The organism is Mycobacterium sp. RTGN4, from assembly GCF_033804635.1.
In the GTDB taxonomy this organism is placed as follows: domain Bacteria; phylum Actinomycetota; class Actinomycetes; order Mycobacteriales; family Mycobacteriaceae; genus Mycobacterium.
In genome coordinates this window covers 180,317-200,379 of record NZ_JAPZLB010000007.1, presented here as the reverse complement: position 1 = coordinate 200,379, position 20,063 = coordinate 180,317, and the positions used below count along the sequence as shown (strand labels likewise).

Below are 20,063 nucleotides of genomic sequence, written 5' to 3'. Positions count from 1 at the left end.
CCTTCGAGCTATTTGACAGTACGCAACTAAGTTAGTTGTCGAGCGTCTAATATGCAAGGGTGCCTTCCTCCGCCCGCGGGCTCACCCAGCCCCAGCGAGTCGAGCTCTCGGCCCGTAGGCTCGTCGAGGCGGCTGCGGAGTTGATCGCCGAGAAGGGTTGGGAAGCAACAACAGCCGCGGAGATCGGTCGTCGAGCGGGCTATAGCCGCGCGATGGTGCACGCGCGCTACGGCGGCAAGGACGCCATTCTGGATGCGTTCTTCGAGCATGGTTACGTGGAGCGACTCTTGCCAGCCCTGGAGCCCGGCGCCACCGGCATGGAGAACGCCGTCGCGCATTTCGGCCGGATCCAGGACTTGTACGCGCAGGACCCCGACTTCCTGCGTGCGATGTTCGTGATGACGTTCGAAGCGGTCAAGACGACTTCGCCAGTGCGCGCGCGGCTTCAGACCTGGTTCGAGCGTGGCGTCGAGGCCGTCGACGTTGGTCTGCGAGCCGGAATCGTCGACGGATCCGTGCGGCCGGACATCGATATCGAGCGTGCGGTCAACGACATCAGCGCTGCGGCCTTCGGCATCGCGTTCCATTGGATCGTGCTGTCCGAACGATACGACCTGTCGCGCGAACTCGACTACGCCCGCGCGCGCATCATCTCCGACTACGGTTTCCGCGCGCGGCGCTAAATTGCGCCCACGCGTCGCGTCGTGCTCCGACGGGATCGGACTCGACCCGCGATCGCCGGTCGAAGATCATCGTCGCCCGGTCTGCGGTCGTGTAGCGCGGCCAGTCGTCGCCCGGTATCCCGGTACGGCTGAACGCCCGCCACCGGCGCTGCACGTCGCGGCTGACGCGGCGCGCCGAGCCGCGATCTCCCGCCAGCGTCAACAAGCCACCCATCCGCGTGTCGTACACGTCGAAGACCGCCAGCAATTCGCTCGCGTGCGTGGCCCCGAAGCCCGCCCACTGCAGCGGGCGCGGCGCGTAGTCGTAGCGGTAGTGGTAGGTCGGCGCGTGCTCAGCGTGCGCCTCGGCCACCTCCCAGGCCCTGGCTCCGAAGGTGAAGTCGCTGCCGAAGGACATGCACGCCGCCTTGTCCGGATATCCCGGGTAAGCCGCTCGCAACCGCTGGGCCGCGACGGGTTCGGCGGCAGCCAAGTACTTTTCGATCACGGACTCGTTGGTGGGCAGATGATCCATGAAGCGCGCGAACAGCGTGGCTTCGGTCGCGTTGCTACCGATGATCAGAGGTACCCGGTGGGCCTCGCCGCGCGCCATCGCGTCGATGTGAATACGCGGCAGATAGTCCCCGCCGTAGGTGGCACCGATCGCGAAGGAGTCGGGCGTGGCGGCAATGGTGTCCGTCATGACCCGCTCTAGCGCTCGCACCAGCTGCGAGGGGCGCGCCGAGGACACCACGCGGGCTTCCTCACCGGGTTCGGCGCCGAGTCCGGCGGCGAACCTGCTGGCGATCTCGGCGGAGTACTCGGCCGAGTGGATCAGCCCACCGGGTGGGCTCTCCGAGATCGCCCGATGGAAGAGCCCGGCGGCGGCGGGCACGGCCAGCAGCGTGGCGACGGCGTGGGCGCCCGCACTCTCGCCGAAGATCGTCACGTTGTCGGGATCGCCGCCGAATTCGGCGATGTTGTCGCGCACCCAGCGCAGCGCCATCAACAGATCGCGCAGGAAGAGGTTGTCCTCCAAGGGATGTTCGGCAGTCGACAACGACGACAAATCGAGACACCCGAGCGCGCCGAGCCGGTAGTTGGCCGACACGTAAACGGCGCCGCGCCGCGCGATGGCCGCACCGTCGTACACCGAAGTGGCGGAACTACCGAACATGTAGCCGCCGCCATGGATGAAGAACATGACCGGCCGCGGGCCGTCGGACGCCTCAGTCGGGGCAACCACGTTGAGCGTCAGGCAGTCCTCGCTCATCGGCTGACGCCCGCCGATCCCGGTGTACGTGTATCTCGGGTCCTGCGGTGCGCAGTAACCGAACTCGTCGCAGTAGCGCACGCCCCGCCAGGGCAGCGGCGGCTCGGGCGCCCGGAAGCGCAGCCTGCCCACGGGCGGGCGGGCGTACGGAATGGACCGCCACCGCGCGATGCCGTCGCGGACGAAGCCCTGCACGGTGCCTGCCGTCGTCGGCACCCTGGTGTCGCCGGTCGGCGGCCTCGTCACGTCGCGGCCCACTTCCCGGCAAAAGCCAACTTCGTCACCCGAAGGACGTTACCAATCTGCGTGATACTGTAACTCTTACAGTAGCTTGTATCAGCGGAAAGGGCGACCATCCGTGAAGGTCCCGTTCACCTGGAAGGTCACCGGCTGGTTCATGATCGGCTGGTCACCGGAGTTTCCCATCGGCGAGACGCGCCCACTGCACTACTTCGGCGAGGACCTGGTCGCCTACCGCGACGAGGCCGGCGACCTTCACGTGATGGAGGCGCACTGCAAACACCTCGGCGCGCATCTCGGACACGGCGGAACAGTGGTCGGCGATTGCGTGGAGTGTCCGTTCCACGGCTGGCGTTGGGGTCCGGACGGCACCAACCGGTACATCCCCTATCAGCCGGATCGCCCCAACCGCGGCCTGACGCTGCGGGTGTACCCGGTCAAGGAGCAGTACGACTGCGTGTTCGCCTGGTACCACCCCGATGCTTTGGAACCGCAGTGGGAAATGCCCGACATCTTCAAGGCCTTCCCGCAGTACGAGACCGACCCGAACGCCTACTACCGGCCCTACCCCGAGTTCTCCCAGTTGGCGGAGCGGGAACCCGTACACCCTCAGATCGTGGCGGAGAACGGCCCCGACAGTGCGCACTTCCAGTACGTCCACCGCGCGACGGTCACACCAAAATTGTTGGAGTGGACCATCGTCGAGCAGGAATGGCGTTTCCTGACGGGCTGGCCGGCCGCCGACAGCGACGATGCCGACGAGATGGCGCTGCGGATTCACAGCAACATGTTCGGCCTCGGTGGCGCCATCAGCGTGTTCGCCGGACAGTCCAATCACCGGCTGATCTTCGCCTGCACGCCCGTCGACGACGGATACTCGAACATGTTCTACTCGATATGGGAACCGCGCCTGCCCGGTGACGAGTCAGACGTGCCACCGGAAGCGGTGCGCAAACGGATCGAGAAGCAGTTCCTCGTCACCGTCTGGGACGATCTCGACATCTGGCGCTACCAGAAGTACGTCGAGCATCCGGCCCTGTCCAAGGTGGACGCCAAACCCTATATGGCGCTACGTAAGTGGGCGCAGCAGTTCTACAACACTTCGCCCACCAGCCCGCCCGTCGACACAACGCCAGTATGAAACCTCAACTCGCCGACCAGGTCGACCCCGCGCACACGGCGATCGTCACCCAGGAAGTCCAGGGCGCGGTGATGGGCCCCAACGCCGGACTGGCGGTGCTGGCCGCCGAAGCTCGCCGGGAGGCACTGCCCAACATCGCCCGGCTACTACCCGTCGCCCGGGCCGCCGGGGTACGCGTCGTGCACTGCACCGTGCAGCGGCGACCCGACGGGTTGGGCTCCAACCACAACGCGCGACTTTTCGCGGGTGGCGCCAAGGGAGTGGACATCACCCCCGGCAGCGAAGGAGCCACGCTGCTGCCCGAAGTCGGCCCGGAGCCAGCCGATCTCGTCTTGTCCCGCTGGCACGGCCTTGGACCGATGGGCGGCACCGATCTCGACCCGATCCTGCGCAACCTCGGCGTGACGACGATCGTCGCCGTCGGCGTCTCGTTGAACGTCGCGATCCCGAACCTCGTCATGGACGCCGTCAACAAGGGTTACCGAGTGGTCCTGCCGCGGGACGCCGTGGCAGGCTTCCCCGCCGAGTACGGTACGGCGGTGATCGACTACAGCTTGTCCCTGCTGGCCACGGTGACCACCACCGACGAGTTGCTCGCCACGTGGCAGCACGCGTGACCGACACCCGCGGCTTCCCCGAGATGAAACCCGTTGAGGCGCCACCGGAATTGGACCGGTTCGCCACGGCGGTGCGCCGCCTGCAGGACCTCGCGGTGTCGACGAACCCCAGCGGTGAACTCTGGACGTCCACGGCCGAGCGGATCGAAGGGATCTGCGCGGAACTCGAGAAGTTCGAGGTGGGTGACGGCGAGGCGCCAGCAGGTCGGGCGACCAACTTGCCGGGACTTGGCCATCCCCTGATGCCGCCATGGACCATCAGCGACTACAGCGCGGACGGCGTCACGATGGAAGGGCACTTCAGCCGGTTCCACGTGGGCGGTAACATGGCCGTCCACGGCGGGGTCATCCCATTGTTCTACGACTGGCACTTCGGCATGATCGTCTCGGCAGCGGGACGGCCCATCAGCCGCACCGCCTATCTGCACGTCGACTACCGTGCCGTCACACCGATCGACAAACCCTTGATCAGCCGCGGCCGCATCGACCGCCTCGACGGTCGCAAGGCGTTCATCACCGCGACCATGACCGACCTCGACGGCACCGTGTTGAGCGAGGCGAACGGTCTGATGATCAAGCTGCTCCCCCACCAGCCGTAGGCCTATAACAGTCAAGGAGCGCAATGCAATTCACGGTTCCCGCCGTCCTCGACGCCGTGGCCGCGGCGATTCCCGATCGGGTGCTACTCACCCAGGGCAACCGGCGTTACACGTATGCCGACGTGGTCGACCGATCGAATCGGCTCGCGTCGTATCTGCACTCCGTCGGACTGGGTTGTCATACCCCGCGCTCCGAGCTCGCCGGGCACGACGTTGGCCAGGACCTACTCGGCATCTACGCCTACAACGGTAACGAGTTCGTCGAAGCGCTGCTCGGATCGTTCCGGGCCCGCGTGGCACCCTTCAACGTGAACTACCGCTACGTCAAGGACGAGTTGCGGTATCTGCTAGACGATTCCGGAGCGACGGCGCTGATCTATCACGCCGCGTTCGCGCCCCGCGTTGCCGAGATTCTCCCTGCACTACCGAAGCTCCGAGTGCTCATACAGATCGCTGACGAATCCGGCCACGAACTGGTGTCCGGCGCAGTCGATTACGAGGCGGCGCTCGCCTCGGTCGCACCGGAGCCGCCGCCGGTGCAGCCAGCACCCGACGACCTCTACGTGCTCTACACAGGGGGCACGACGGGTATGCCGAAGGGTGTGCTGTGGCGCCAGCACGACATCTTCATGACGTCCTTTGGAGGGCGAGACCTGTACAGCGGCAAGGCTGCCGAGTCCTACGCAGAGCTCGCCGAGCGGGCCGCCGCTGGTACCGGAACCAAGCTGATGGTGCTACCGCCGCTGATTCACGGCGCTGCGCAGTGGGGAGTGATGACCGCACTCACGACAGGACAGTCGGTGGTCTTCGCCTCTGTGGTCGATCACCTCGACATCGATGACGTCGTTGCGACGATCGAACGCGAGCAGATCATGGTCGCAACGGTGGTCGGCGACGCGATGGCCCGGCCACTTGCCGCGGCCATCGAACGGGGCACCGCCGACATCTCGTCGCTGGCAGTGGTGGCCAACGGTGGTGCGCTGCTTACCCCGACCACCAAGCAGCGGTTGATCGACGCGAAGCCTGGCATGGTCATCATCGACGGCGTCGGGTCATCCGAGACGGGTGCTCAGATGACTCACATGTCGGCTCCCGGCGCGGTGTCGACCGGGACGTTCAAGGCGGGGCCCGACACCTTCGTCGTATCCGAGGACTTCGGCTCCCTTCTCGAACCCGACCATGATGGGATCGGCTGGCTTGCCCAGCGCGGGTACGTCCCGCTGGGCTACAAGGGCGATGCCGCCAAGACGGCGGCGACGTTCCCGGTCATCGACGGCGTTCGCTACTCCGTGCCTGGCGACCGTGCGCGCCTGCTGAGCGACGGCACCATCGAACTGCTGGGCCGAGACTCCGTCACCATCAACTCCGGCGGCGAGAAGATCTTCGCCGAGGAGGTCGAGATGGCCATTGCCGCCCACCCGTCCGTCGCGGACGTGGTGGTGGCCGGGCGGCCGAGTGAGCGGTGGGGCCAGGAGGTCGTCGCCGTGGTCGCGCTCATCGACGGGGTATCCGTCGACGCCGATGAGCTGATCGACCATGCCGCACAGACATTGGCCCGCTACAAGCTGCCGAAGGCAGTAGTGTTCCGGCCGCTCATCGAGCGCAGCCCAGCGGGCAAAGCCGACTATCGGTGGGCCCGCGAGCAGGCGAGCACCTAGCGGCTGGCTTTCAACCTCTTGTTCGTGCGCCGCCGCGCCATCCGTAGCGAGAAGTCCGCGTAGAACTTCATCGGCCGAGTGAACGGCGGCGACGCGGAACCGGTGATGCTGAACGGGAGATCGCTTCCGACGATCGACCGCTGATGGCTGAACGTGTCGAAGCCGGCCTTGCCGTGGTAGGCACCCATGCCGCTGCGGCCAACCCCTCCGAACGGCGCAGCCGACGGAATCATCTGGGCAGCAAAGTCATTGCGCGCAACACCTCCACTGCGGGTGTTGCGCACGAAGCCGCGGAAGTACTCGTCGTCCGGCCCGTACCAGTAGGCCACCAACGGCGCAGGTCGCTGGTTGATGTAGTCGATGGCCTCGGGTAGTCGGGTGTACGCCATGACCACCAGCACCGGGCCGAATATCTCGTCGTTCGCGATCTTCATCCGATCGTCGACATCGCGGACGATGGTCGGTGCGATCTTGCGGGTCGCACGGTCCGGCAACGTTTCGCCGCCCGGCGCAACGGCCTCGACCCTGGCACCGTTGGCGCGTGCGTCGTCGATGAGGCCGACCACCCGGTCGAAGTTGGCCTCGTTGACCGAGGAGCAGTAGTCGGCGTTGGACACGATCGACGGAAACATCCCACGCAAGGTGTCACGGGCAACGTCGACGAACGTCTCGATGTGTTCGGCGGGCACCAACACGTAGTCGGGGCAGACGCATACCTGACCCCCGTTTACCATGCGCGCCTGAGCGATTCGCGTCGCCGAACGTCTCACGTCGGCATTGGGCGCGACCACGACCGGATTCTTGCCCCCGAGTTCCAGCGTCACGGGTACCAGGTTCTCCGACGCGGCCCGTTGCACCAGCGCCCCGACCGTCGGCGACCCGGTGAAGAACAGATGGTCGAAGGGCAGCTCGGCGAACGCGGCCGCCACCTCAACGCCACCCGTCACGACGTGAAGCTCGTCGGGTGCAAAGTACTTGGGCGCAAGGCGTTCCATCACCTCGGCGGTCCGCGGGGTGACCTCCGACATCTTGATCATGACGCGATTGCCCGCCGCGAACGCTGCCGCGGCAGGGAGCACCACGAGGTTGAGCGGGAAGTTCCACGGCCCGATGATCCCGACCACGCCGAGCGGTGTCGACTCGACCTCGGCGCGCATGCCGAACAGCCGGCCCCCACGCATGAGCTTGTTGGGCCGCATCCATTCGGTGACGTGCGATCGCGTGTGTTCGATCACGGGGATCATGCCGACGACCTCGGTGAACAATGACGCCGCTCGGGACCGGGTACCGAAGTCGACGCCCATCGCGTCGACGAACTCATCGGTGTTGTCGAGCACCAAGGCCAACATTCGGTCGATGCGATTGCGTCGGACGGCGTCACTCGGTGGGCCGTCGGCCACGAAGGCCTGGCGTTGCCGTTCAACCATGGTCCGCAGCTGCGACTGCTCCGCTTCGATGCCGTCCACCTGCTGCTCAGCTGTGCTCATCGCCACCCACGTTAGCATTCCTGGGCCGCCGAGATAGGATACTGTAATATTTACAGTACCTACCGTTGGAACTGTCCGAACGAGGTCATGGAGATCACCTGTGGATGAGGGCGTCACCGTCGACGAGACCTTCGACATACTCCGGGATCCGTACCCGATGTTCGCCCACCGGCGTCGTCAGGCGGGAGTGTTTCGCGGCAGCGTGATGGACTGGTCGAAGGCAGCCGAAATGATGCCGGAGAACCTCTACGCCGCAGTCTCATACGACGCCGTCAACCGAGTGTTTCGCGACAGCAAGGTATTCGACTCCAACATCTACGACAACACCATTGGCCTGTTCATCGGACCCACCATCCTGGCCATGGAGGGCAAGGTCCACCGCGAGCACCGAAATCTGGTGTCCGCGGCGTTCAAGACAAGATCCCTTGCCCGTTGGGAACCCGAGATCGTGCGGCCCGTTGTCAATGCCCTGATCGACGAATTCATCGAAACGGGCGAGGCGGATCTGGTGGAAGACTTCACCTTCGAGTTCCCGACCCGGGTCATCTCGAAGCTGCTGGGCTTGCCCGAAGAGGACCTGGCCTGGTTTCGAAAGCGCGCAGTCGCGTTGATCAGCTACCACGTCAAGTGGAAGCAGGCCTTCGAGGCGTCGGCGGAGCTGAAGGACTACTTCCTCGCGCAGATCGAGCTCCGGCGCTCGTCGCCGACGGAGGACATCATCGGCGATCTCGTCTCCGCGGAGATCGACGGCGAGCAGCTTAGCGACGAGGCCATCTACTCGTTCCTACGTCTGTTGTTGCCTGCCGGTCTGGAGACCACCTACCGGTCCTCGGGCAACCTGCTCTACCTGCTGCTGACTCATCCCGACCAGTTCGCCGCCGTACGAGCCGATCGCGAACTCATCGGGCCCGCCATCGAGGAGGGTCTGCGGTTCGAAACGCCGCTTACCACCGTGCAGCGCTCAGCCACCGAGGCCACGGTGCTCGACGGCGTCGAGATCCCGAAGGGCGCGGTCATCGACGTATGCATCGGTTCGGCGAACCGCGACGAGGCTCGCTGGGAGCAGTCCGAGACGTTCGACATCTTCCGTAAACGAGTGCCGCACATCTCGTTTGCCGCTGGCGAGCACACTTGTATGGGCCTGCACCTCGCGCGCATGGAGACCCGCGTCGCGCTGGAGTGCCTGCTCGACAGGATGGATGACATCACGTTGGTCACCGACGGCAACCCGCACATCCACGGCCAGCCGTTCAGGTCACCGACTGCACTACCGGTGACGTTCAGCACGGCCTAGGCATTCCGCCGAACGCCGTAGCGGCTCACCCCTTCCAGGGCACGGACTTGACGAATCCCCCGGCATCCACGCGTAATTGGGTTCCGGTGATGTAGCGCGAGGCGTCGCTGGCCAGGAAGACCACGGTGTCGGAGACGTCCTGAGGCTCGATGTAGGGAATCGGCATCGCCTGCATCGCGGGGAAGGCCAACTCCGCGTCCTCGCGGGTCGGTTCCTTCAGATCCGGCCGGAAGACCTGATAGAGGCCGTCGTTGTGGAGCATGTCGGTATTGACGTTGGTGGGATGGACCGCGTTGACGCGGATCATGCGCTTCGCCAGCTGAATCGACAGGTCGTTGACGTAGCGGGCGACGATCTGCTTGGCCAGGCTGTACGCCGATCCGCCCGGACCCTGGGTGGTCGAGCTACCGAGTTGTGCCGCAAGCGATCCCGTCGCAATGATCGATCCGCCGTCGCTGATGTGCGGCAAGCTGGCCTGGACGACGTTGAACACGCCGACCAGATCGGTGTCGATGGTGTCCGACCACGACTGGATGGTCTGAGCCTTACCCATGGGACAGATGCCCGCGTTGGCCACCACGATGTCAAGGCCGCCGAGGTCGGCGACACCGTCGGCGATGGCCTTCCACACCGCGCCCCGCTCACGCACATCGACGATGGCGGTGTGACACCGCACCGCTTCCTTCTCCACCATGCGCGCGGTCTCGTCGAGGTCCTCCGGCCGCGACAGTGGGTAGGTGTTGCCCTCGAGATCCGCGCAGATGTCGAGCGCGATGATGTGTGCGCCCTCCGCCGCGAGGTTGACCGCATGCGAACGCCCCTGGCCGCGCGCCGCGCCCGACACTACGGCGATCTTGTTGTCCAACTTGCCCATTGACGAACGTCCTTTGCTCAGCCCTGCCGGGGTACCCGGTGGGCGATGGTCTTGGTCTCCAGGTACTGCTGAAATCCTTCGATGCCGCACTGCCTGCCGACGCCGCTGTTCTTGTAGCCGCCGAACGGCGCATCGGCGCCGTAGTACATGCCGCCGTTGACGCCGATCGACCCGGTCCGGATGCGGCGGGCGATCGCATTGCCGCGTTCGAGTGACCCCGACATCACCGCACCCGCCAACCCATACGCACTGTCGTTGGCGATGCGTACCGCGTCGTCGTCGGTGTCGAACGGAAGGATCAGCAACACCGGGCCGAAGATCTCCTCGCGGGCGATCGCAGAACTGTTATCCAGCCCGACCACCACCGTCGGCTGCACGTAGAAACCTCCTGCCAATTCGGGCGGAAGATTGTCGTAAGAGCCTCCGCCCGTCGTGATCTCGGCGCCGTCTTTCCTGGCTCGGTCACATGCGGCAAGCACGCGGTCCTTCTGTTTGGCGCTGGTGACCGGGCCGACGAGGGTCTGTGGCAGCGCGGGGTCGCCGACGGGCACCATCCCGAACGCGGCCGTCACGCCGCGGACCACTTCGTCGAACATCGATCGGTGGACGAGCAGTCGCGTGTTCATGCCGCACGCCTGACCCGCGTGCACGCAGACGCCGACCGCGCCGGGGATGACCTTTGCAGGGTCCACGTCGTCGGTGACGATCAGTGCCGACTTGCCGCCGAGTTCGAGGAACGTCCGTTTCATGGTGTCTGCGCCCAGGCGGGCCAGCAGCTTGCCGACGGCGGTCGAGCCGGTGAACGAGACCATGTCGACCCGCGGGTCGGTGACGAGCAGCTCCGCGACGTCGTTCGCAGGAGAGGGGACGACGTTGAGCACGCCCGGCGGAATGTCGGTGTGCTCGGCGACCAGCCGACCGAGCCGAGTGGCGTTCCACGGGGTGTGGGGATCCGGCTTGAGGATGACGGTGTTACCCGTCGCGAGCGCGGGTCCCAGCTTGTTGAGGATGACCTCGACCGGAAAGTTCGACGGGGTAATCGCCGCGACGACGCCGACGGGCTCTTTGACCACGGTCCGGACGTTGCGATCGCCGAACAGCCCGCCGCCGTCGAGCACCCGTTCCCACTCGAAGTCGTCGATGAGGCCCGCGGGGTACCGCAGCGATTCCGCGAGCGGCCAGTCCAGTTGCGCGGTGGTGATCGTCATTTCCGGGCAACCGACCTCGGCGATCAGTTCCTCGCGCAACTGGTCCCGCTCGGTGGTGATGGCCGCCTGCAGCTGTTCCAGGCAGCGCTTGCGGAGCGCACCGTTGGTCGACCAGTCGGTTGTGTCGAACGCCCGGCGGGCAGCCGCGATGGCCCGACCCATGTCATCCGGACCGGCTGCCGCGGTGCCGCCGAGCACCGAACCCGTTGCAGGACTGATGTTGTCGAATTCCGCTCCGGAGGTAGCCGCAACCATCTCTCCGTCGACCAACATCCTGGACTCGGCCCGTTGTGCGGCGCGGCGACCGAGTTCCACACTCGGCGCAGCCGGCGCTTCGACGATTTCGCTCACGTGTCATCTCCCAGCCAGCGGAACTGCTGTTACCAACAGTAAACCTTACAGTATTAAGCTCGAGCGCTCGATGCGCGCCTAATCCACCGGGGTCTGCCCCACCTGCACGGGCACACCGGTCAACCACGACATTCCGGCCAGCGCCTCCACGTCGCGAGGATCACTGGACATCAGCTGGTTCACGTTCACGCCGCCTGCGCGATTGGCGACCCGCCATCCGCCGGTGCCCTTGTGGCCCCAGCCATGCGGGATCGCGATGGTCCCGCGCACGATGTCTCCAGTGAGCGACACCGGTAGCGCGATCCGCCCGTTCGGGGAGCTGACCTCGACCGTGTCACCGTCGGCGATCTGACGTTGCGCCGCATCGTCGACGTGCATCAGCGCGCGGTGCACTCGTTCGCCACGCATGAGCAGCGGCGCATTGTGCATCCACGAGTTCTCCGACCTGGGCTCGCGCATTCCGATCATCCGCATCGGGAACGCATCGGGTTGCTTGCGGGCCACCATTGCCGACAGTTCGGCGGCAATGTCGTCGTGCGCCAGCCGAATTCGCCCATGGCGGTAGACCACGACCTCACCGAGCACCCCGGTCTTGATGTGGGGCGCGACCACCACACCGTGCGGATGCTCGCCGCTGAGCCTGCTGAAGGTCAGCCCGCCCCGCCGCAGTCCGTAGCGGTCGCCACCGTCCGACAACCGGATCATCCCGTCGGCCAGTACGCGCGGATCGAGCCGACGCCCGAACGCCCCCAGCAACTTTCGCATCGCCGCCAGGACGGTGAATACCGGTGTGCGCGCGCCCATCGCGGCGGTCAGGCCGTCGACGATGTCCCATTCGGTGCGTGCCTCGCCAGGCGCGTCGACGACCGCTTCAGTGGTCTGCCGGAACGGGGTGGCCTGGAATTGCTGGAACGTCAGCGCGAAGTCGTCTCGCTCGTACATCGTGGTGACGGGCAAGATGTAGTCGCAGTGCGCGGTGGTCTCGGTGACGTAGAAGTCGAGTCCGACCGCGAGCTCGAGCCCTTCCAGCGCCGCCTCGAGCTCGTCGCCGTTCGGCACCGACAACACGGGGTTGCCCGCACTGACGAACAGCGCCTTGATCTGATGGCGTCCCGGCGTCGACATCTCCTTGGCCATCAGCGCCGCCGGCTCCGAGGCGATCACCGAGCGGAACCCTCCGATGCGGGTGCGCTTCCGACGGTAGCTACGCCGCAGCGAGGCGCCCATCGCCTTGAAACCCAGCCGTTGCCCGGAGATCCCGAGCGTGCTGAAGACGCTGCCACCGGGCCGATCCAGGTTTCCCGCGACGAGGTTGACGGCGTCGATGAGGTACGTGGTCAACGTGCCCTGCCGTCCCACGCACGTACCCAGCCGCCCGTAGACCGCGGCGCGCGGCGTCTGCGCCAGGTCACGTGCCAACGCGCGGACCGCTTCGGGCGCAACACCCGTGTGCTGCTCGGTGGACTCCGGCGAGAACGATGCACACTTGGCCGCCAGCCAGTCCAGCCCATCGGCTTGCGCGGCGACCGCAGCCAGGTCCACCAGCCCGTCGGCGAACATCACCTGCAGCAGCGAGAGCAGGAAATAGGCGTCCGAGTCGGGCACGACGCCGAGCCACTCGAACTGGACGGCCGTCTCCGATCGACGCGGGTCGATCACGACGACCCGGCCGCCACGTTTCACGATGTCGTGCATGCGGTCCTTGATGCGCGGCGCGGTGAGGAAGCTGCCATGGGACACAATCGGATTCGCGCCCATCAGAACCAAGAGGTCCGACCGAACGAGGTCGGGAATCGGCACCGACATCGGGGTGCCGTAGAGGAACTGGCTGGCGAGCAATCGACTACTGGTGTCCTGTGTCGACGACGTGAAGTAGTGACTGTGCCTGCCGATCCCCTTGATGAACGCCATGACCCCGAACAGATGTGAATAGCTGAATGCGGCCGGGTTGCCCATGTACCAGCCGAAGGCGCCGGATCCGTGCCTGCGGAGGATGTCGGTGCAACGAGCGGCGATGTCGCTGGTCGCCTCGTCCCACGACACCGGCACGAAGCCGTCGGGGGTGCGACGAAGCGGGTGAAGCACGCGGTCCGGATCGTTGACGATCTCGGTGAACGCGATGCCCTTCTGACAGGCGAACCCGGCCGACAGCGGATGGTCCTTGTCAGGCCTCAGCGCCACCAACCGGCCGTCCTCGACGGTGGCCACCATGCCGCATAAGGGCTCGCAGATGCGGCAGAAGGTGGGCTTGTGGTCGATCATCGGTACTAGGTTACTGTAATAGTTACAGTTGAACGGCGAAAACCCAACCTCGGCTCGCAGGGGGCATCCACATGACGAACGACGTCGCCATCATCGGCGTGGGCATTCATCCGTTCGGGCGCTTCGAGGGCAAGTCCGCGATGGCGATGGGTGTCGACGCGATCTTCGCTGCCGTCGCCGATGCGGGCGTGGAGTGGAAGGACATCGGCGCCGCCACGGGCGGCAGTTGGACGGTCGCCAACCCCGATGCGATCGTCGGGATGGTGGGGTTGTCCGGAATCCCGTTCACCAACGTCTTCAACGCATGTGCTACCTCCGCCAGCGCGGCGAAGGCCTGCGCCGACGGAATCCGGTTGGGCGACTACGACATCGGCATCGCGGTTGGGTTGGACAAGCATCCCCGTGGCGCGTTCACCGAAGATCCGGCACTGGTCGGCATGCCGGCTTGGTACGCAGAGAACGGCCAGTACCTCACCACCCAGTTCTTCGGTATGAAGGCGAACCGCTACCTCCACGAACACGGCATCTCAGCGCAGACCCTGGCGAAGGTGGCGAACAAGAACACCCGCAACGGTGTACTCAACCCGAACGCCTTTCGGCGCAAGCCGATCTCGGAGCAAGCCGTACTCGAATCCCCGATGCTGAACTACCCGCTCACCCAGTACATGTTCTGCTCACCCGACGAGGGCGCGGCCGCAGTGGTGATGTGTCGCGCCGACATCGCGCACCGGTACACCAGCAAGCCCGTGTACCTAAGGGCGGTCGAGATCCGCACCAGAAGCTATGGCGCGTGGGAGGTCAACACCACCTTCGCTCCCGTCGACGAGGACGTCTCCCCCACCGTGTACGCCTCACGCGCGGCATTCGAAAGGGCCGGGGTGGCACCCGAGGACGTCGACGTCATCCAGCTGCAGGACACCGACGCTGCCGCTGAAATCATCCACATGGCCGAAGCCGGGTTCTGCGCCGACGGAGACCAGGAGCAGCTGCTGGCCGATGGCGCCACCGAGATCGGCGGATCCATGCCGATCAATACCGACGGCGGCCTGATCGCCAACGGCGAACCGATCGGTGCGTCGGGACTGCGCCAGCTCCATGAGCTCGTCAAGCAGCTCCGCGGCGAAGCCGGCGAGCGTCAGGTTCCTGGCGAGCCGCGGGTCGGGTTCGCCCAGCTCTACGGCGCGCCCGGCACCGCGGGCGCGTCCATCGTGACCCTGTAGATCCCGCCGCTTCATGGGCCGCCCTTGGCCACCCCCGACCCCGACGCGGTCAATCCGCCAGCGCTCGCCAAAACTCACTGAGGGCGGCCGCACCCCGGGCCGGGTCCTCGAGCATCCACCAATGCCCAAGCCCGTCGAGTACCGCAGTGCGGGCGCCCGCGCGGTCGGCCGCCCTGCGGCGCATCTGCTCTGTGCCGACGAACGGATCGTCGGTGGCCAGCAGCGACAGCCCCGGCCGGGCCGCCGCCACCTCGAGGTCACGGCCGGCGTCGGCCATCGCGGGTTGGCTTGCCGACCGGTACAACTCGAGGATGGCACGGCCCATCTCCGGCCCCTGAGCCGCCGCGACCGACTTCGCCGTGTCCAGAGGTATGCCCAGTCCGGTGAGTTGGCCGGCCCGATCTTCCACGGTGCCGTCAAGCATGATGTTCACCAACTGCTCGCCGTCACCGGGCGTCTGCCACACCTGGGCCGCGTCGTGCCACACGTAGTCCACGTCGAACAGGCCCACCAGATCAGAGGCCCAACTGCGGACGAGTTCCGGGCGATGCATCATCAAATTCACGACATGACCGCCGCCCCAGTCGTGCCCGACCAGGTCGACCGGCTCGTCGAACGCCGACAACTCGCCCTCGAGCCAATCGCGGTACTCCACCATCGTCGCCGAGAAGCCGGCAGGCAGCGGGGCACCGAACCCGGGTGGCGACAGCCGCACCACGTCGTCGCGGCCGAGCGCTTCGACCAATGGGCTCCAGATCGCATCTGTTTCCGGATTCCCATGTACCAGAACGACAGTCATGCTGAACATCATGGCACGGGACGACTTCGAACCTAGGTCGGATGGGTTACCGTAATTCGTTACATCCGTCAACGCAGACGAGAGGGCAGCCGTGCGGGGAGTCGTCGCTCGAGCCGGAGTAGTCGGTCTCGAAGAACTCGAGGATCCGGTACCAGGGGCTGGGCAGGTCTTGGTCGCGCCGCTGGCCTGCGGTATATGCGGCTCGGACGTGCATTTCGTGGAGTCGCAGGCGGCAATGCCCGACATCGTGCCGCCGATCGTGCTCGGCCACGAGTTCGTCGGCCAGTTGCTCGACTACGGGCCGAACACCGACCGTCGGCTGGCCCTCGGGTCGATCGTCACGTCCGTCCCCTACCTCGACACCTCGGACGGTCCGCAGCTGATCGGGTTGTCGCCCAGCGTCACCGGAGGACTGGCGGAGAAGATGCTGCTGCAGGAGCGGAGATTGCTCGCAGTGCCCGAGGGCGCGGAGCCCAAGCTCGCGGCGTTGGCCGAGCCGCTGGCCGTCGGCGCTCACGCCGTTGGCGCGGCCGACATGCAGCGTGGCGACGTGGCCCTGGTGGTGGGTTGCGGTCCCGTGGGGCTGGCGGTCATCGCGTCGCTGAAGGCCGCCGGACACGGTCCGGTGGTGGCGGCGGACTTCTCTCCGGGTCGACGCGCGCTCGCCGAGCGCATCGGCGCCGACGTCGTGATCGACCCGAAGGCGTCCAGCCCATACGCTGCGTGGTCGGACCTCGCGGGGCCGGCGTTGCCTGCCTCGCCACTCATCGAGGTCGAAGCACGGCCGAACACGGTGGTGTTCGAGTGCGTCGGGGTACCGGGCCTGCTCCAGGCCGTGATCGATTCGGCGCCAACGCACTCACGCATCATCGTCGTCGGCGTGTGCCTCCAGCCCGACACCTTCACCCCGATGGTCGCGACCGTGAAGGAAGTGTCCATTCGCTACGTATTCGCCTACCGTCCTGACGAATTCGCGCGGGCTCTGGCGTGGATCGTGGACGGTACGGTCGACGTCGGCACCTTCATCACCGCGACCCGCGGACTCGACGAAGTGGCCGGCGCATTCGCCGATCTTCGTCAACCAGAAGAACACTGCAAGATCTTGCTGACCCCGGGTCCGTAGCCCTTCGGGATCAGTCCGAGCCTCGGCGCTCGACGTAGAACTGAGCAGCCCGGCGAATCGAGTCCGCCGTCGGGGCGGGCACCCAACCGAGTTCACGGGTCGCCTTGCCGTGATCGGCAGGCGACATGATGTGCAGTAGGCGAACTCCGGTGAGGTTGATCGCAGGGTCGCGGCGCAGCAGTCGGCCCGTCACTTGGATCAGACCGGCGACGGCGTACGCAACCGCGAGTGGCAACCCCAGCCGCGGCGGCTTGGCGCCGACCGCGGTAGCCGCCGTGCCCAACAGGTCACGCATCGGCATGAAGCTCTCGGAGATGATGTAGCGTTCGCCAACGCGCCCCTGCTCGCCGGCGAGCAGGAATGCCTCGGCCACGTCCTCGATTCCGACGACCTCGGTGGACACTCCCTTGAGGTACACCGGCACCTTGCCAAGCGCGGCCATCTGCACCATCATCCCCTGGTGCGGCTGAAAGTCCAGTGGCCCATATGGATTCGACACGCACATGGCGACCGCGGGCAGCCCCTCGTCGCGCGCATAACGCATCACCATGTCCTCGGCCTGACGACGGGACTCGATGTAGGCGCCGCCCTTGTGCGCCCAGTTGAACGGCATGTCCTCGGTGACGGGTTCGGGCCCCGTCGCGATGGCGATCGTGCCTATGGTGCTGCAGAACACGAAGCGGAACAGCTGAGCCCTCTTCGCGATGTCGAGCACCCCGCGCAGGCTCTCGACATTGGTCTGGAACAGCGGGGCCGGGTCACGCAGATTGAATCTGGTGTCGACCACGCAGTAGAAGACGACGTCGCGGTCGGACATCGCGGCGCGCAGTGCTTCCGCGTCGTGGAGGTCGCCGTAGCATCGCTCGACGTCGAGGTCGTCGATCCCGATGGTCGAGCTCGACTTGCGGAGATATACGCGCACGTCGTCTCCGCGCGCGACGGCGCGGCGGGTCACGTGGGACCCGACGAAGCCGCTCGCCCCCATGACGAGCACCTTGCGAGGACTCACGACACCTTCTTGGGCGGCGAGTAATTCGGCTTGCCAAGGCCCAGCACGTGTTGACCGATCATGTTGCGGAACACCTCGAGCGTGCCACCGTAGATGCCCACCAGCGGCGCGAACCGGTAGACGTACTCGGCAGCACCGTCGTCGGCGGCGCCCTCGGTCCCGACGGAGAGCGTGGACGCGGTGCCGAGCACGTCCATGAGGTCTGGCGCGACGTCGCGCATCGACTGCGCAAGAGCGACCCGGCCGAAGATGTTCGGCGTGCTGATCGCCACCTCCATCCGAGCCACACTGCGACCCAACCGATATGCCACGGAGTCGTCGTCGATCACCTTGCGGCCGTTCACATCCGGCGTCCCCACCACCTCGGCCACCCGATCGCAGGCCTTCACCATGAACTCGGCCTGGTGCATCATGATGGCCACGTCCTCGAGTCCATCACCGCTGCCTGCGGCCGCGCCGTGCTCGGCGTCGAGCGGTCCACGTAGCACCGTCCAGCCGCCGTTCACCTCGCCGAGCCGGTACTTGTCGTCGACGCGCACGTCGCTGTAGTACACGATGTTGGTGCGGTCGCCGTCGACGGTTCGGATGCCCTGGATCTCGATGCCTGGCGTGTCGAGCGGGACCAGGAACATCGTGATGCTCTTGTGCTTTGGCGCATCGGGATCGGTGTTGGTGATCAGAAAGACGTACTGGCAGTTGTGTGCACCGGTGGTGAACATCTTGGACCCATTGATGACCCACTGGTCGCCGTCGCGCACCGCACGCGTCTTGCACGTCGCGATGTCGGAGCCACCCTCGGGTTCGGTGTACCCGAGGCACAGTCGGGCGTGTCCGCTGAACACCTGGGGCAGCACTTCGTCGCAGAGTTCAGGCGACCCGAATGCGGCCACCGTCTTGGCCACCATCGACGTGGTACCCATCGTGACCCACGGCACGTGATAGCGGCGCTTCTCCAATTCCCACAGTCGCCGCTTCACGCGGCTGAACCCGCCGTCGTCCTCGGTATGCCACTCGCCATGGAGGTAGCCGGCCGCCCCGAGCGCCAGGTGGACGTCTTCGTCGAAGTTGTCGCCGGTCTCGCGGTCGCGCCTGATGACGTCGTCGGTCACCTGGTCGGCGAGGAACGTCCGCGCCTCGTCGAGGAAGGCTTGCTCGTCATCGGATAGCGCTACGCGTGAGAAGTCCATCGTGTTGTCCCCTACTGGCTTTCCCGAGCGGACACTAGCCGCCCGATCCGCTTCGTGGTCTCGCCGGGATCGCCCGCCGCAAGCGGCCAACCCCTGGCCCGCACCAGGTACGCGGTAGCGGCGGCTTCCGCGGAGACGCCGAGGCCGCCCTGGATGTGCACCGCCATGGTGGCGGCCTTGGCAGCCTCCTCGGAGGCGAAGACGAACGCCGAAGGTCCGAGTTCGGGCCGCACGCCAGGTTCGTTGTCGAGGTACCAGGCCGCACGTCGGGCCAATGCCCGCACGCCCTGCACCGTGATGGCCATGTTGGCCAATGGATGCGAGATGCCCTGCAACGTCGAGATCGGCACCCCGAGCGTGTACCGCGTCTTGGCGAACTCCGCGGCTATGGTCATGGTCTCCTCGACGAGGCCGGCAAGGGCGGAAGCCGTCAGCAACCGCCATTCATCAAGCGCGAGTTGGTAATCTGCGAGCGCCTGTCCTCCACTACCGAGCACGGTGCGGCCATCGGCGGTGGCCGGATCGATCCACGCCATGGGCAGCTTGCCGAGATTCTCGACGGGGGCAGGTCGGGTGTCGAACGTCAGGCGCACGACGTCGTCGCCGTCACGGACGATGATGTGATCGGCGATGGCACCGTTGGAGATCAGCCGGGGACCTGCCGCGTCGGCCTCGCGAAGGTCCAACCCCGCGACCTGCTCACCCGTCAGCACTCCGGCGGTGTCACCGCCGCACGCACCGAGTCGGGCCAGCAGCCTTGCCGCACAGACGTGATCGATCCACGGCACCGGGGCCAGCGCCCGCCCGATTTCCTCGGCGAGCAGGGTGAGGTCCACCAAACTCGCGCTGTCGCCGCCGACGTCCTCGGGTAGCGCCATGGTCGTTGCGCCCGTGGCGCACAGCTTCTCCCACAACCCCTTGTCGAAGCCGCTCGGCTCCGATGCCCAGACGACGTCGATGGGGCAGTTGGTCTTGATGAACTTCTGGTAGGCCGCCTGCAGTTCGGTGTGATCCTCGGTCAGGCTGTAATCCGCCCTACGCAGTTCGTAACGATCCACT

17 protein-coding genes are annotated in these 20,063 nt (G+C 66.2%); 8 read left to right on the top strand and 9 right to left on the bottom strand.

The genetic code is table 11. The annotated features are described in order from the left end of the window. The first annotated feature begins 59 nt into the window (after window positions 1–59). Complete coding sequence (locus SLQ30_RS17140) at window positions 60–683, top strand: helix-turn-helix domain-containing protein (protein WP_319447118.1); 624 nt, start codon at window positions 60–62, stop codon at window positions 681–683. Here SLQ30_RS17140 and SLQ30_RS17135 read toward each other — a convergent pair. Continuing rightward, window positions 649–2,181, bottom strand: coding sequence for a carboxylesterase/lipase family protein (locus SLQ30_RS17135; RefSeq protein WP_319447119.1), 1,533 nt, complete (start codon window positions 2,179–2,181; stop codon window positions 649–651). The genes SLQ30_RS17140 and SLQ30_RS17135 overlap by 35 nt on opposite strands. Before the next feature lie 112 nt (window positions 2,182–2,293). Between SLQ30_RS17135 and SLQ30_RS17130 the strand changes: the two genes are divergently transcribed. Genes SLQ30_RS17130 through SLQ30_RS17115 form a run of 4 tightly spaced genes read left to right on the top strand, consistent with a single transcriptional unit; the run spans window position 2,294 to window position 6,190 of the window. Then, window positions 2,294–3,316: an aromatic ring-hydroxylating oxygenase subunit alpha gene (locus tag SLQ30_RS17130; RefSeq protein WP_319447120.1), complete on the top strand. Its 1,023-nt coding sequence runs from the start codon at window positions 2,294–2,296 to the stop codon at window positions 3,314–3,316. Further along, window positions 3,313–3,933, top strand: a complete 621-nt coding sequence (locus tag SLQ30_RS17125) for a cysteine hydrolase (RefSeq protein ID WP_319447121.1) — start codon at window positions 3,313–3,315, stop codon at window positions 3,931–3,933. Before SLQ30_RS17130 ends, SLQ30_RS17125 begins: the two co-directional genes overlap by 4 nt. Continuing rightward, window positions 3,930–4,532 (top strand): PaaI family thioesterase, encoded by a 603-nt coding sequence (locus SLQ30_RS17120; protein WP_413468065.1) that lies wholly within the window; start codon window positions 3,930–3,932, stop codon window positions 4,530–4,532. Before SLQ30_RS17125 ends, SLQ30_RS17120 begins: the two co-directional genes overlap by 4 nt. 23 nt (window positions 4,533–4,555) lie before the next feature. Further along, window positions 4,556–6,190 (top strand): acyl-CoA synthetase, encoded by a 1,635-nt coding sequence (locus SLQ30_RS17115; protein WP_319447122.1) that lies wholly within the window; start codon window positions 4,556–4,558, stop codon window positions 6,188–6,190. On the opposite strand, the gene SLQ30_RS17110 is transcribed toward SLQ30_RS17115, so the two are convergent. Then, complete coding sequence (locus SLQ30_RS17110) at window positions 6,187–7,677, bottom strand: aldehyde dehydrogenase family protein (protein WP_319447123.1); 1,491 nt, start codon at window positions 7,675–7,677, stop codon at window positions 6,187–6,189. The two genes, SLQ30_RS17115 and SLQ30_RS17110, sit on opposite strands and share 4 nt — an antisense overlap. 157 nt (window positions 7,678–7,834) lie before the next feature. Between SLQ30_RS17110 and SLQ30_RS17105 the strand changes: the two genes are divergently transcribed. Beyond that, window positions 7,835–8,971, top strand: coding sequence for a cytochrome P450 (locus tag SLQ30_RS17105; protein ID WP_319447304.1), 1,137 nt, complete (start codon window positions 7,835–7,837; stop codon window positions 8,969–8,971). Window positions 8,972–8,996: 25 nt separating this feature from the next. Here the strand turns inward: SLQ30_RS17105 and SLQ30_RS17100 are convergent, their stop codons facing one another. The 3 genes from SLQ30_RS17100 to SLQ30_RS17090 form a co-directional block, all read right to left on the bottom strand. Further along, entirely contained in the window at window positions 8,997–9,845 is an 849-nt protein-coding gene (locus tag SLQ30_RS17100) for a mycofactocin-coupled SDR family oxidoreductase (RefSeq protein WP_319447124.1), read from the bottom strand. A 17-nt stretch (window positions 9,846–9,862) separates the two neighbouring features. Then, entirely contained in the window at window positions 9,863–11,326 is a 1,464-nt protein-coding gene (locus SLQ30_RS17095) for an aldehyde dehydrogenase family protein (protein ID WP_319447305.1), read from the bottom strand. A 156-nt stretch (window positions 11,327–11,482) separates the two neighbouring features. Further along, complete coding sequence (locus SLQ30_RS17090; protein WP_319447125.1) at window positions 11,483–13,666, bottom strand: molybdopterin-dependent oxidoreductase; 2,184 nt, start codon at window positions 13,664–13,666, stop codon at window positions 11,483–11,485. Between the two features lie 71 nt (window positions 13,667–13,737). Between SLQ30_RS17090 and SLQ30_RS17085 the strand changes: the two genes are divergently transcribed. Continuing rightward, entirely contained in the window at window positions 13,738–14,886 is a 1,149-nt protein-coding gene (locus SLQ30_RS17085; protein ID WP_319447126.1) for a thiolase family protein, read from the top strand. Window positions 14,887–14,935: 49 nt separating this feature from the next. Here SLQ30_RS17085 and SLQ30_RS17080 read toward each other — a convergent pair whose 3' ends face one another. Beyond that, window positions 14,936–15,685, bottom strand: coding sequence for an alpha/beta hydrolase (locus tag SLQ30_RS17080; RefSeq protein WP_319447127.1), 750 nt, complete (start codon window positions 15,683–15,685; stop codon window positions 14,936–14,938). A gap of 91 nt (window positions 15,686–15,776) precedes the next feature. Here SLQ30_RS17080 and SLQ30_RS17075 point away from each other — a divergent pair, with 91 nt between their 5' ends. Next, window positions 15,777–16,808 (top strand): zinc-binding dehydrogenase, encoded by a 1,032-nt coding sequence (locus SLQ30_RS17075; RefSeq protein WP_319447128.1) that lies wholly within the window; start codon window positions 15,777–15,779, stop codon window positions 16,806–16,808. 10 nt (window positions 16,809–16,818) lie between these two features. On the opposite strand, the gene SLQ30_RS17070 is transcribed toward SLQ30_RS17075, so the two are convergent. Genes SLQ30_RS17070 through SLQ30_RS17060 form a run of 3 tightly spaced genes read right to left on the bottom strand, consistent with a single transcriptional unit; the run spans window position 16,819 to window position 20,062 of the window. After that, window positions 16,819–17,793, bottom strand: a complete 975-nt coding sequence (locus tag SLQ30_RS17070) for an NAD-dependent epimerase/dehydratase family protein (protein ID WP_319447306.1) — start codon at window positions 17,791–17,793, stop codon at window positions 16,819–16,821. Window positions 17,794–17,813: 20 nt separating this feature from the next. Further along, window positions 17,814–19,004: an acyl-CoA dehydrogenase family protein gene (locus SLQ30_RS17065; RefSeq protein ID WP_319447129.1), complete on the bottom strand. Its 1,191-nt coding sequence runs from the start codon at window positions 19,002–19,004 to the stop codon at window positions 17,814–17,816. An 11-nt stretch (window positions 19,005–19,015) separates the two neighbouring features. Continuing rightward, window positions 19,016–20,062, bottom strand: a complete 1,047-nt coding sequence (locus SLQ30_RS17060) for an acyl-CoA dehydrogenase family protein (RefSeq protein ID WP_319447307.1) — start codon at window positions 20,060–20,062, stop codon at window positions 19,016–19,018. Window position 20,063 lies beyond the last annotated feature (1 nt).

What these genes read in the sequence shown, in the direction of transcription:
- SLQ30_RS17125 (WP_319447121.1), top strand. Translation starts at nt 3,313, where the DNA reads ATGAAACCTCAACTCGCCGACCAGGTCGACCCCGCGCACACGGCGATC.
- SLQ30_RS17115 (WP_319447122.1), top strand. Translation starts at nt 4,556, where the DNA reads ATGCAATTCACGGTTCCCGCCGTCCTCGACGCCGTGGCCGCGGCGATT.
- SLQ30_RS17110 (WP_319447123.1), bottom strand. Translation starts at nt 7,677, where the DNA reads ATGAGCACAGCTGAGCAGCAGGTGGACGGCATCGAAGCGGAGCAGTCG.
- SLQ30_RS17105 (WP_319447304.1), top strand. Translation starts at nt 7,835, where the DNA reads ATGTTCGCCCACCGGCGTCGTCAGGCGGGAGTGTTTCGCGGCAGCGTG.
- SLQ30_RS17100 (WP_319447124.1), bottom strand. Translation starts at nt 9,845, where the DNA reads ATGGGCAAGTTGGACAACAAGATCGCCGTAGTGTCGGGCGCGGCGCGC.
- SLQ30_RS17095 (WP_319447305.1), bottom strand. Translation starts at nt 11,326, where the DNA reads ATGTTGGTCGACGGAGAGATGGTTGCGGCTACCTCCGGAGCGGAATTC.
- SLQ30_RS17090 (WP_319447125.1), bottom strand. Translation starts at nt 13,666, where the DNA reads ATGATCGACCACAAGCCCACCTTCTGCCGCATCTGCGAGCCCTTATGC.
- SLQ30_RS17085 (WP_319447126.1), top strand. Translation starts at nt 13,738, where the DNA reads ATGACGAACGACGTCGCCATCATCGGCGTGGGCATTCATCCGTTCGGG.
- SLQ30_RS17080 (WP_319447127.1), bottom strand. Translation starts at nt 15,685, where the DNA reads ATGACTGTCGTTCTGGTACATGGGAATCCGGAAACAGATGCGATCTGG.
- SLQ30_RS17070 (WP_319447306.1), bottom strand. Translation starts at nt 17,793, where the DNA reads ATGGGGGCGAGCGGCTTCGTCGGGTCCCACGTGACCCGCCGCGCCGTC.
- SLQ30_RS17065 (WP_319447129.1), bottom strand. Translation starts at nt 19,004, where the DNA reads ATGGACTTCTCACGCGTAGCGCTATCCGATGACGAGCAAGCCTTCCTC.